Raw genomic sequence first — 11,489 nt, 5'->3', positions numbered from 1 at the left:
CATTGGCACAGCGTGCGCAGCGTTTGCGAGGTGAGCCCCTTCGGCAGCTTGCGCGCGTCGGTGGCTTCCGGCGCGTCGCCGTGCAGCAGGCGGTCAACGTCAGCCTGCTCATAATATGTCTGTCCGGTCATCAGCTTTCTTTTCTCGCGCCAGGCGGTTAACGCCTCCTCAAAACGCGGGAACTGGAAGGGCTTGATCAGATAATCGATAACGCCGTAGTGCATCGACGTTTGCACGGTTGCGGCATCGGCGGCGGAGGTGATCATAATCACGTCGATGGCGCGGCCGGAGGCGCGAATGGTCGGCAGCAGATCCAGGCCGCTATCATGCTGCATATAGACGTCGAGCAGCACCAGATCGATCTCCAGCTCGCCGTCGTTAATCATCTCCCGGGCCTTATTCAGCGTCGATGCGGTGCCGCAGCAGCGGAAACCGGAAATCCTCGCCACGTACAGGCGGTTCAGCTCGGCGACCATGGCATCGTCATCAACAATTAATACATTTATCACGCACTGTTCCTTTTACTATCCCAGGGAAGGTGAACAAAAAATTGGGTAAATACGCCGGGTTCGGACTCGACGGCAAGCGTCCCGCCCAGTTCGCGCAGCTGCTGGCTGGCAAGAAACAGGCCGACGCCGCGATTCTCGCCTTTGGTGGAGAAACCTTTATTAAAGATGGCGTCGATATTGGCCTCCGGGATCCCCGGGCCGTCGTCGCTCACTTCGCCGCTTAGCCAGCCGTTTTGATAGTGTAGCAACAGGCTGACTTCGCCCTCGTGCTGGCCGCTCATGGCGTCCAGCGCGTTCTCAATCAAATTACCCAGCACGGTGACCAGCACGGTGATCTGCTTTTCGTTCGGGCAGTCGGGGACGAGGCTCTCTTCCGCGAGGCTAAGGCTAAATCCGCGCTCTTTCGCGCGCTGGATTTTACCAATCAAAAAGCCGGCGACCACCGGCGATTTGATGCGGTGCTGGATTTCGCCGATGTCCGCCTGATAGGTGTGGGCGGTTTGTAGCACGTACTCCTCCAGCTTGTCATAGCTTTTCATATTCAGCAGGCCGAGGATCACGTGCAGCTTATTCATAAACTCATGGGACGTGGTGCGCAGCGCATCCACATAGTTGACCATGCCGTCGAGGCGCTGCAGCAGCTGGCTGACCTCGGTTTTGTCACGGAAGGTGCTGATGGCGCCGACGGTGGCATTCTGGCTGCGCACCGGCACGGTGTTGCTGATGAGCAGCAGGCCGTTGCAGCCGAGCTCGCGGTCATAGATGGGCCTCCCGGTATGTAGGACCTCCTGTAAATCCGCCAGCAGAGGCGTATGGCCGAGGGTTTTATCGGGGCCGCTGAACAGAATTTCGCGCGCGGCGGGGTTGATCAGCGTCACCCGTCCTTCGCTATCGATTGCCACCACCCCCTCTTTTAACGAATGCAGCATCGCGTGGCGCTGCTGGAACTGGGTGGAGATCTCCTGCGGCTCGAGGCCGAGCAGCACGCGCTTGAGACCACGAACCAGACTCCAGGTTCCGATACCGCAGACCAGGGCGCTGAACAGCACGGTAAAGAGGACGTCCCAGCGGCTGTTGGCGATCTGGGTATCGACCTTGCTGAGCGATATCCCGATCGCCACGACGCCAATTTGCCGGTGGTTCGCGTCAAAGACCGGCGTAAAGGCGCGCAGGGCCGGGGCCAGCACGCCGTGGTTGACGGCAACGTTCTCCTTTCCCTGCAGGGTAGGATTAATGTCATCGCCGATAAACCGCTGGCCGATGATCTGGCTGTTGGGGTGCGAGTAGCGAATCCCCTGCATATCGGTGACCACCGCGAACAGCAGATCGTTGCGCCGAACGATCGCCTGCGCCAGCGGTTGAATAATATTGCTGTCCGCCGGCAGGGTCAGGCCGCGCTTCACTTCCGGCATATCGGCCAGCGTTCGCGCCACCGCCAGGGCGGTGTCCTTCAGCCCGTCGCGGGTGGTATCACTGATTTGGATAAACCACAGCGCATACACCAGCAGCAGCACCGACCCCAGCACGCTGCCAATCATCAGCGTCACGGCGGTACTCAGCTTCATGCTCTTACGGCGCCTGCGTGCGGGTGGTTCCTGCTCCGCTAACTCGTTCATAACAACCCCAGGGTAAACAGCGAAGGCCTATTATCGCTGAAGGTGTGAATTTCTTAAAGGCATGTAAAAAAGCAATAAACCCGCCGCCGGGAGCCGGGAAGCGTGACCCCACTCGCAGGAGGCGAGGTTAATTATCCCTATAGTAAATGCGGAGTTATTTAAATGGAGGTTTTTATGAGCAGTAAGCCAACCGCTTCAATGACGGAACGACGCCACCCGGATACCCGCCGCATCGATACTCTTACCACCTATGACATGCTGACGCTGCTGCACGCCGACGGCCGGCAGATTGCCAACGCCATCGACGCCTGCCTGGCAGACATGACCCGCCTGGTCGATAACGCCGCCGCGACCCTGAGCCGCGGAGGGCGGCTGGTGATCGTCGGCGCCGGCGCATCCGGCCGCGCGGCCCTGCAGGCGGTCAGCGAGTTTGCGCCTGAGGAGAAACACTCTCTGGTGGGGCTCATTGCCGGCGGGCCCGCGGCGGCGCTGCAGGAGATGGAAACGGCCGCTAACGACTACGATCTTGGCGCCCTTGAGCTGCAGGCGCTGCGGTTCAGCGATAACGATATGCTGCTGGCGCTGACGGTCAGCGGCAAAACGCCGTGGGTGTGGGGCGCGATGCGCCACGCCTGGTCGCTCGGCGCGCCGGTTGCGGTGCTGACCCAGCAGGCGGATAGCGAAGCGGCGCAGCTGGCGGATATTATCGTGGCGCCGCAAACCGGCCCGGAAGCGGTGGCGGGGTTTGGTAACCCGAAAGCGCAGCTGGCGCAGCGGCAGCTGCTCAACATGCTGACCACCGGGCTGGCCATTCGCGGCGGCAGGGTCTTCAGCAACCTGCGGGTCGATCTGCAGGCCACCAGCCCGCGCTGGGCTGAACGGCAAATTGCCATAGTTATGGAGGCCGCCGGCTGTTCGCGCAGCGAGGCGAAAGCCGCGCTTGCCGCCTGCAACCAGCACTGTCGGACGGCGATTCTGATGCTGCTCGCCGGGCTTGACGCCTGGCAGGCGCGGGAGCTGCTGATGGAAAACAACGATCATCTGCGCATTGCGTTACGGGATAAAACGCCTCAGCTGGCAGAGTCGCAGCGTTAATTATCAGCGGCGCGCTATAATTCCGCGCGCCGCTATTTTTTTCTTATGTAACTAAATAAACCGCCGCGTGCGCCGCCAGCCCTCTAATTATCGCCCTGCGTTGACCCGTTTTAATTTCATTAATCATTTTCTGGTTTTTTAAGTTAAAAAAGTGAAATCAAATAATTGATTAACTGTGCGGAAAATGTAAATGACATTTTAAAATATAATGAAAGTGCGTTAACATGTTTACACTTATTTCATTATGCTATGCGATAATTCTATTATGCCTGCAATAAAAAACTCGATCTTATCCCTGACCGCGCTGGCGATGTTCGTCAGTACGGCAACCTACGCAAATACCGACGCCGCAAAAAAAACGGATTTTCTGCTGATTGGCGGCGGGATCATGAGCGCCTCGCTCGGGACCTGGCTGCAGGAACTCCAGCCGGACTGGAAGCAGGTGATGGTAGAGAAGCTTGACGGCGTGGCGCTGGAGTCCTCGAACGGCTGGAACAATGCCGGTACCGGCCACTCGGCAAACATGGAGCTGAACTACACGCCAGAGCGTGCAGACGGCTCTATCGACGTCAGCAAGGCGCTGGATATCAACGAGCAGTTTATGATCTCCCGTCAGTTCTGGACGGCGCAGGTCAAGCGCGGCATTTTGCGCGACCCGCACTCCTTTATTAACTCCACTCCGCATATGAGCTTCGTCTGGGGCGATAACGTGGATTATCTGCAAAAGCGCTATACCGCGCTGCAGCAAACCGCCTTATTCCAGGGGATGAAATTCTCCACCGACCATGCGCAAATTAAACAGTGGGCGCCGCTGGTGATGGAAGGGCGCGATCCGCAGCAAAAGGTAGCGGCCACCTGGACCCCGGTCGGGACCGACGTCAACTACGGCGAAATAACCCGTCAGCTGATCGGCAGCCTGAAGAAAAGTAATAACTTCTCGCTGCAAACCTCCTCTGAGGTTACCGCCTTTAAGCGTAATGCCGATAATTCGTGGCACGTGACGATTAAGAACGTTAATAGCGGCGACGAGCAGGCGATTGACGCGAAATATGTCTTTATCGGTGCCGGCGGCGGCGCGCTGAAATTACTGCAAAAGACCGGCATTCCGGAAGCTGATAACTACGCGGGCTTCCCGGTGGGCGGCTCCTTCCTGATGACCGAAAACCCGGCGGTGACCCAAGAGCATCTGCAAAAAGTTTACGGCCAGGCCTCGGTCGGCGCGCCGCCGATGTCGGTTCCGCATCTTGACGCCCGCTTCCTTGACGGCAAGCGCGTGGTGCTGTTCGGGCCGTTCGCTACCTTCTCGACTAAGTTCCTCAAAAATGGTTCGATCTTCGACCTGCTGAGCACCACCACCACCGATAACGTTCTGCCGATGACCCACGTCGGTCTCGACAACTTCGACCTGGTCAAATACCTGGTAAGCCAGGTGATGCTCAGCGATGACGACCGCTTTGCGGCGCTGAAAGAGTACTATCCGGCAGCGCGTAAAGAGGACTGGAAGCTGATTCAGGCAGGCCAGCGCGTGCAGATCATTAAAAGAGACGCCGAGAAGGGCGGGATCCTGAAGCTGGGGACCGAAGTGGTGGTCGACGAGCAGAAAACCATCTCCGCGCTGCTTGGTGCTTCTCCGGGCGCCTCTACCGCCGCGCCGATTACCCTGAACGTGCTCAAGCAGATGTTCCCGCAGCAGTTCAGCTCCGCGGAGTGGCAGAGCCGCATCCACGCGATTGTGCCGAGCTATGGCCAGAAGCTGAACGACAGCCCGGCGCTGACCCAGCAGGTGTGGGACGATACCGCCGCAACGCTGCAGCTGACCAAGCCGCCGGTGATTGATATGACCCACTCCCAGGCCGCCGCCGCGCCGTCTGCCGAGCTTAAGCCTGCGGAATCTCCGCAGCACGATATGGCGCTGTAGCCGCCGTATTAACCCCGCCCGCGTGCGTCATGCCGGTCAGCTCAGCAGCTGACCGGCATTTTTTTTGCCTTATCCACGCCAGCGCCGCCTCACGTCCCGTTCGGCAATTCCTTGCTCTGCGTTAAAGCATTTACCGGCGTTACGGTTATACTGGCTTGAATTCACTCGATAAATGGTGAGCCGCGGCGGAAATAGGGAGTGCAGCGCAGTGAAAGACGACATTAGCCAGGATATTACCTTCCGTAAGCTGGCGGTATTTATGATGTTTATGGCCAAAGGCAATATCGCCAGAACCGCCGAAGCGATGCAGCTCAGCGGCGTCAGCGTCCACCGGGCCCTGCATACCCTCGAAGAGGGGGTGGGCTGCCCGCTGTTTGTGCATAAGGGACGCAACCTGCTGCCGCTGCCGGCGGCCTGGACGCTGCTGGAGTATTGTCAGGACGTTACCACGCTGATGACGCGCGGGCTGGAGGCGACGCGGAAGGTCGCCGGCGTCGGCCAGGGACGGCTGCGGATCGGCACGCTCTATTCGCTCACGCTGGAGACGGTCCCGCGGATCATTATGGGGATGAAGCTGCGGCGCCCGCAGCTGGAGCTGGACCTGACGATGGGTTCCAACCAGATGCTGCTGGATATGCTGGAAGACGACGCCCTGGACGCGATCCTCATCGCCACCAACGAGGGGGAGTTCAGCAACAGCGAGTTTGACGTGGTGCCGCTGTTTGAAGACGATATTTTTCTCGCCGCGCCGGCGGCTGAACGGCTGGATACCGCGAAACCCGCCGACCTTCGCGACTATGCCGACCGCAAATTCGTTTCGCTTGCGGAAGGATTTGCCACCTACGCGGGCTTCAGGGAGGCCTTTCAGGTTGCCGCCTTCGAGCCTGAAATCGTCACCCGGGTCAACGATATCTTTTCGATGATAAGCCTGGTGCAGGCCGGCGTCGGCTTTGCGCTGCTGCCCGGGCGGATGAAAAAGGTCTACGAAAACGACGTGCAGCTGCTCAAGCTGGCGGAACCCTATCAGATGCGCCAGCTGATCTCGATTGTCTATTCCCACCATCGCGAACGCGACGCGGACCTGCTGGCGCTGGCGGCGGAAGGGCGGATGTACGCCCGCAGCCTCAACGGCTGAGGCGCTTCGCCAGGTGCTGCGCCACTTCAACGCTGTTTCGCTCCATGCAGATGGCGTCGCCCTGCCAGCCTGCGAGGTAGGTTAGCCCGGTCAACACGCTGCCGGGCGGCATCTCAATCGCCAGCCGCGCGTCGCGCTGATTGGCGGAAACCATCGCATCCTGCCACTGCACGGTGCGCGCCATGTTGAAGGCTAAGTCTTCGGCGATTTTCTGCGGCTCCCACAGCACGCGGCCGGTTGATCCGCTGAGATACGCCCGCGACGGTCGTGACAACGTCACGGATTCGAACGCCTGAGCTAATTCTGCCGCCGGTTTATCCAGCAAGGCACAGTGTGACGGTACGCTTACCGCAAGCCGGGTTGCCTTACTGGCTCCGGCGGCCAGCGCCTTTCGCGCAACCTCGGCCATATCCTCATCCCGGCCGGCAATCACTATCTGCGTTTCGGCATTGAGGTTGGCAATGAAGGTGCTGCTTCCCGCCATCAGCTTTTCAACCTGATTCAGCGTGAGGCCAATAATCGCCGTCAGGCCGTAGCCGTGCGGGTATGCCTGCTCCATTAAATCCCCGCGCAGGGCGACGAGGCGCAGCGCGTCGCGAAAATCCAGCGCGCCGGCCACTACTGCCGCAGGGTAAGCGCCAATCGACAGGCCGCTGACGATGTCGGGCTTAACGTCGTGGCGAATAAGCTCGTTAGCCCACGCCACGCCGGCAATCAGCAGGCAAAGCTGCACCGCGCGGGTGTGCTTCAACGCACCGGCTTCGTCGAGCTGGTTGGCCTCATCGCCAAGGACGGCACGGACTTCGGCAAGAACGGCCTCGCCGTCGGGCAGATTTTGCAGCATTCCCGGGCGCTGGGTGCCCTGGCCGGGAAAGGTAAAGAGGATTTTCATCATGACTCCCTGTGCCACGGCGTCGCGGTGAGCTGCGGCCCGGTGGCGGTTTTCAGCAGAACGCGTCCTTCGCGCAGCCATTCGTTGAGCGCAAACGCGCCAAAGGGCGTTTCAATCTGGGTATCGGCGCGGCACGGCAGCTTTTCCACCTGCGCCTGCCACTGCCGAAGTTCGTCGTCGGTCAGCGGTTCAGGAGCGCGAATCAGTAAATCGAGATCGCTGTCGGCGTGCAGGACGGGAATTTCGGTGGCGAGGGCATAGGCCGTACTGCCGGTAATGCCCCAGATCCACGGCCACGCAAAGGTGGTCAGCAAAATAGCCGCCTGAACGGGCGGCTGGGAAACAAACGGCGAATGCAGCAGCCGCTGGCGTTCGACCAGCGCTTCCGGCGTGACGATGCGGGCAACGGACCCGGCTTTTACCCATCCGGCCGCGCGCTGTTCGCGCTTTATGCCGCGCACGCCTACCGGAATATCGCCGCTATCATTCACGTCGCGCCGCACCACCACGGGCAGGCCCGGCTGCCACTGGCTGGCTACCCACGCCTCCTCGACGTTGAGCAGGGCGTCGCGGCTTTTCAGCCACAGTAAATCGTGCGGGCGCGAGGTGAATGTCATATCAAATGCCTGAAGTTAAGGTGATGAACAGCGGTAGCGACAGGATACACAGAACCGAGCTCAACAGCAGCACCGCTTCCGCATCCGGCGACTGTACGCCAAAGCGGTTACCGAATACCACGCCGAAGAAGCCCGCAGACAGCGCGATCATCAGGATAGCGGTGATCGCTACGGAGCCGTGCAGGCCGAAAGCCACAACGATAGCCCACGCGATAAACGGCTGGATCAGCAGCTTGGCGATGGTCGCAATGCTTACCATGGCGTTCAGCTGCAGCTTACGGGCAGACAGAATCACACCGGTCAGGAACAGCGCTGCCGCGGTGGCCGAGAGGCCAAGCGGTTTGATTGCCGCCAGCAGCAGATCCGGCATTTTGATGCCAATCGCCGAGAGGATCACGCCGAGCAGCGGGCCCATCACGATCGGTTTTTTCAGCGAACGCCACATCAGCACCGGCAGCATCGCCAGCGTAGAACCGCTGTTTTCACCGGCAGCGCGTGCTTTTTCACGCTCCAGAATCAGCAGGCAGAACGGCGTCATCAGCACGGAACCGCAGGCGATGGAGACGGCGACGGAAAGAGACGTCGCGGAGCTTTCACCCAGCACGCTACCGAGAATCGGCAGGCCAAGCGCGGCATAGTTCGGCAGCGCCACGGTGAGAGTCAGCACGGCGGCATCCTGCGGGGACTTTTTAAAGACGCCGGTGGCCAGGAAGTAGATCGCCGCATAGGTGATCCACATCGCGCCGGTCAGCACCACGATCAGCGGCGACTGGGCAACAATGCCGGCCCACGGGGTCTGCACGGTGGCGCTGAACAGCGCGGCGGGCAGGGCAAAATCCATTACGAAGATATTGAGCAGCGACACGTTTTTGTTGTCGACCATTTTGGCTTTGCCGGCCCAGAAGCCCAGCAGCATGATCAGAAAAATCGGCGCAAGGGCATGAACAATTACATAAGTCATAGATCACCTGTAGTAAGAAAAATAGAGAACATTTGCGATGTTTATAATTTTCTAAAAGCGGCTTGCCGTGGGCGCTATGCTGCGCCCGACGGTTGCCGCTTTCGGCAGGTCTTTTTTTACGTACTTCGATGGTGCTCGTTACCAGCTGGCGCGCATCCGTTCGCGAACCAGGGCAGAGCTGCGGCGATTCTCCGCGCCGAGACGGTTTTTCAGGCTTGGGTCTTTACGCGCATCGGAGATGGCTTTCTGCACGGTGAGCTCCACCAGCGCCAGATCGGCATCGGACGGCGCATCCGGGTTGCTGAGGTTCAGCAGGTCGGAGAGCAGGCCGAGGGTGGCGTAGTTGCTGACGTCATAGGCCATTGGTGGAATGGTCGCCGCCAGTTTTTCCAGCGCATCGACGGTACGCAGGGTGATGCGGGCGGCGGACTCTTTGCCCATCGCATGCACCAGCACGCCTTTATCGTTGATAGCAATCAGGCGATTTGCCTGATAACCGTGCGCCAGAAACGCCCCGGACATCGCCTTGCCGACGATAAGACCGATCACCGGATGGCCCGCCAGGCGCGCTTTCGCGTAAGCCCCTGCGGCACCGGCGAGCGCCTGATGAATGCCGAACGCTTCTTCCCGGCGACCGTAGGCCTGGCTTGGGACGTCGATCACCGCCACAATCGGGCGCTTCACGTCGCTGTTCGCGTCGGCATCGATGGTTTCATTCACCACTTTTGCCAGCGTCCAGCCTTCCAGCAGGCCCACTTCGCCTTTCGCGGCGCGCGGATAGTGGTTATTGGCATCGGGCACCACGGCAATGAAGCGTACGGCCTCATTGTTCAGCTCACCGTCGGCGACCTGTACTGAAGGGCACAGGCCAGTCATGCGCGGCGCATTTGGCGCCAGTTTTTCCAGCCACAGGGCTCCACGGCTATTGGACTGAGTCATCATTTCACCTCCCCGGCGAAAAGCTGTTTGATCTGCGCGGTATCGGCCTGCTGACGAGTGTCAAAGTTGCTCAGACGGGTCAGGAAGTCGGCATATTTGTCGCTGCGGTTTTGTGCCGGCACGCCTTTGGCGATGGCGTCGTTCATGGCGGTTTTCACCGCGTTGACGCCGTCATCGACCAGCGCATCGACCAGGCCGCTGGCATAGCGGATTTCGCCGCCGGTCATGCTCCAGATGAACGGGCGATCGCGGGAGTCATACTCTTCGATCCCGGCTTCCTGCTCGATAACCTGCGGGCCGTTGAGGCCAAGACGCGCTTCGCGGGTGACAATCAGGTAGCTGCAGAGCGCGGCGGCAATGGACATCCCGGCGAAGCAGCCCACGGTGCCGGTCACGATGCCGACCACCGGCGTGTAGCGGCGCAGATCGACAATCGCGGCGTGGATATCGGCAATGGCTGCGAGGCCTAGGTTGGCTTCCTGCAGGCGCACGCCGCCGGTTTCCAGGCACAGCACCGCCTGGGTTGGGATGCCGTTGCGGTTATTTTCCGCCGCCAGCTCCAGCGCGGTGGCCATTTTGGCCCCGGAGACTTCGCCCATGCTGCCACCCTGGAAGGTGCCTTCGATAGCAATCACCACCGCGGACTGGCCGTTAATGGTGCCGCGAGCGACCACCATGCCGTCGTCGGACTGCGGCACAACGCCCTGCGGCGCGAGCCACGGCGACATAATGCCTTCGAACGGATCGAGCAATTCACGGTAGCTGCCTTCGTCCAGCAGCGCGTGGGCACGTTCGCGAGCCCGTAATTCGATAAAGCTGCGATCGTTACGCATGAGCCACCTCTTCAAATACCTGTTCGATACGAATGCGCGCCACGCCGGGCGTTGCGCCGAAGTCGTGAATGATCAGCTTGCCGGCAGGCAGGCCGTTGATCAGATTCAGGCGATCGAACAGCGCATTCCAGCGGCGGTTGCTGTTGTCCACGGAGGTGGTGATATCAATACTGAGGGTTTCCCCGGCGGCTGCGGTGAACAGCACTTCCATATCACCGGAGCCTACGACGCCTGCCAGAGCTTTACCGCTGACGGTGCGGCTGGCAGGAAATGACAATGTAATGTGTTCCATAACATCCTCTTTAAATTGAGCAAGACGCGGGCTGGCTGACCCTGTCAAGAAACAGCGTGGCGGCGAGAAGATCCGCGGCACCGCCGGGCGAAGCGTTAAGGGCGAGCATCTGAGCATCAAGCACAGCGAGCGCTTCGCGGCCCTGTGCCGTGGCGCAACCGCCGGCGTTGAGTACCGCGCGGGCGCCTGCCTGCATCGCTTCCAGACCGGGCATGCCGGCTCGCGAAAGCACACAGGTATCGCTGAGCGAGGTCATGATCGCCATCAGCGCGTCAAGGCGGGCTGCGCTCTCGTGCGCCCCCATTGCCCGGCTGCGTAACAGCTGCGGCAACGCGAGCCGCATCACGTGCGGGAACGCCTGCTGCGCCTCTTCACGTGCGCCAGGCACCCGGTACTGATGCGTGGCTTTCAGCCCTTTGCTGAAGGTTTTCGGCGCGGCGCCGTCCGGCAGGCGGGCGAGCAGGGCGGCGGATTGTGCAATCTGCTGCGCGCCTGCGTTACCGCCATGCATCGCCACGGCGCTGACCAGTAAACCGAGCGCCCAGATGGCGCCGCGGTGGGTGTTCACGCCGCGGGTGGCGGCCATCATCTGCCGTTCACCTTCGCGCCCTAAGCGGCCGACGGTTTCGCGCAGGGCGATGTCGGCGGGGCGCTGCCAGCTTTGCTGGGGCAGCTGCAGAAA

12 protein-coding genes are annotated in these 11,489 nt (G+C 60.6%); 3 read left to right on the top strand and 9 right to left on the bottom strand.

The annotated features are described in order from the left end of the window. Window positions 1-509 (bottom strand): two-component system response regulator DcuR (gene dcuR / locus PFH44_RS19895; RefSeq protein ID WP_283825913.1); only part of this gene is annotated, 509 nt, incomplete at its 3' end. Further along, the gene (locus PFH44_RS19890) at window positions 506-2,125 is read right to left on the bottom strand and encodes a sensor histidine kinase (protein WP_045858443.1); all 1,620 of its coding nucleotides are present in this window, start codon (window positions 2,123-2,125) and stop codon (window positions 506-508) included. The genes dcuR and PFH44_RS19890, both read right to left, overlap by 4 nt. Before the next feature lie 174 nt (window positions 2,126-2,299). Here PFH44_RS19890 and PFH44_RS19885 point away from each other — a divergent pair, with 174 nt between their 5' ends. The 3 genes from PFH44_RS19885 (at window position 2,300) to PFH44_RS19875 (ending at window position 6,273) form a co-directional block, all read left to right on the top strand. After that, window positions 2,300-3,220 (top strand): N-acetylmuramic acid 6-phosphate etherase, encoded by a 921-nt coding sequence (locus PFH44_RS19885; protein WP_045859584.1) that lies wholly within the window; start codon window positions 2,300-2,302, stop codon window positions 3,218-3,220. Between the two features lie 265 nt (window positions 3,221-3,485). Next, complete coding sequence (gene mqo / locus PFH44_RS19880) at window positions 3,486-5,138, top strand: malate dehydrogenase (quinone) (RefSeq protein ID WP_076946924.1); 1,653 nt, start codon at window positions 3,486-3,488, stop codon at window positions 5,136-5,138. A gap of 208 nt (window positions 5,139-5,346) precedes the next feature. Beyond that, on the top strand, window positions 5,347-6,273 hold the full coding sequence (locus PFH44_RS19875) for a LysR family transcriptional regulator (protein WP_045859580.1): 927 nt from the start codon (window positions 5,347-5,349) through the stop codon (window positions 6,271-6,273). Here the strand turns inward: PFH44_RS19875 and mdcH are convergent. The 7 genes from mdcH to PFH44_RS19840 all read right to left on the bottom strand — a co-directional run. Next, window positions 6,263-7,165, bottom strand: coding sequence for a malonate decarboxylase subunit epsilon (mdcH, locus tag PFH44_RS19870; RefSeq protein ID WP_283825912.1), 903 nt, complete (start codon window positions 7,163-7,165; stop codon window positions 6,263-6,265). The two genes, PFH44_RS19875 and mdcH, sit on opposite strands and share 11 nt — an antisense overlap. After that, the gene (locus PFH44_RS19865) at window positions 7,165-7,782 is read right to left on the bottom strand and encodes a malonate decarboxylase holo-ACP synthase (protein WP_045858438.1); all 618 of its coding nucleotides are present in this window, start codon (window positions 7,780-7,782) and stop codon (window positions 7,165-7,167) included. Before PFH44_RS19865 ends, mdcH begins: the two co-directional genes overlap by 1 nt. Window position 7,783: 1 nt before the next feature. Next, the gene (locus PFH44_RS19860) at window positions 7,784-8,743 is read right to left on the bottom strand and encodes an AEC family transporter (protein WP_045858436.1); all 960 of its coding nucleotides are present in this window, start codon (window positions 8,741-8,743) and stop codon (window positions 7,784-7,786) included. Between the two features lie 138 nt (window positions 8,744-8,881). Then, complete coding sequence (gene mdcE, locus PFH44_RS19855; RefSeq protein WP_045859579.1) at window positions 8,882-9,682, bottom strand: biotin-independent malonate decarboxylase subunit gamma; 801 nt, start codon at window positions 9,680-9,682, stop codon at window positions 8,882-8,884. Continuing rightward, window positions 9,682-10,515 carry a biotin-independent malonate decarboxylase subunit beta gene (locus PFH44_RS19850; RefSeq protein ID WP_283825911.1) on the bottom strand — a complete coding sequence of 278 codons (834 nt, stop codon included), beginning with the start codon at window positions 10,513-10,515 and terminating at the stop codon, window positions 9,682-9,684. Before PFH44_RS19850 ends, mdcE begins: the two co-directional genes overlap by 1 nt. Then, window positions 10,508-10,807: a malonate decarboxylase acyl carrier protein gene (gene mdcC, locus PFH44_RS19845; protein ID WP_283825910.1), complete on the bottom strand. Its 300-nt coding sequence runs from the start codon at window positions 10,805-10,807 to the stop codon at window positions 10,508-10,510. The genes PFH44_RS19850 and mdcC overlap by 8 nt, the downstream gene beginning before the upstream one ends. Before the next feature lie 10 nt (window positions 10,808-10,817). Further along, window positions 10,818-11,489 (bottom strand): triphosphoribosyl-dephospho-CoA synthase (locus tag PFH44_RS19840; protein ID WP_283825909.1); only part of this gene is annotated, 672 nt, incomplete at its 5' end.

The sequence above is a fragment of the Klebsiella sp. Ech2A genome (genome assembly GCF_030078455.1).
Classification (GTDB): domain Bacteria; phylum Pseudomonadota; class Gammaproteobacteria; order Enterobacterales; family Enterobacteriaceae; genus Klebsiella; species Klebsiella terrigena.
This window is presented reverse-complemented; position numbering and strand designations above follow the sequence as displayed.

Coding starts and splice junctions, on each gene's coding strand:
- PFH44_RS19890 (WP_045858443.1), bottom strand. CDS start 2,125: ATGAACGAGTTAGCGGAGCAGGAACCACCCGCACGCAGGCGCCGTAAG.
- PFH44_RS19885 (WP_045859584.1), top strand. CDS start 2,300: ATGAGCAGTAAGCCAACCGCTTCAATGACGGAACGACGCCACCCGGAT.
- mqo (WP_076946924.1), top strand. CDS start 3,486: ATGCCTGCAATAAAAAACTCGATCTTATCCCTGACCGCGCTGGCGATG.
- mdcH (WP_283825912.1), bottom strand. CDS start 7,165: ATGAAAATCCTCTTTACCTTTCCCGGCCAGGGCACCCAGCGCCCGGGA.
- PFH44_RS19865 (WP_045858438.1), bottom strand. CDS start 7,782: ATGACATTCACCTCGCGCCCGCACGATTTACTGTGGCTGAAAAGCCGC.
- PFH44_RS19860 (WP_045858436.1), bottom strand. CDS start 8,743: ATGACTTATGTAATTGTTCATGCCCTTGCGCCGATTTTTCTGATCATG.
- mdcE (WP_045859579.1), bottom strand. CDS start 9,682: ATGACTCAGTCCAATAGCCGTGGAGCCCTGTGGCTGGAAAAACTGGCG.
- PFH44_RS19850 (WP_283825911.1), bottom strand. CDS start 10,515: ATGCGTAACGATCGCAGCTTTATCGAATTACGGGCTCGCGAACGTGCC.
- mdcC (WP_283825910.1), bottom strand. CDS start 10,807: ATGGAACACATTACATTGTCATTTCCTGCCAGCCGCACCGTCAGCGGT.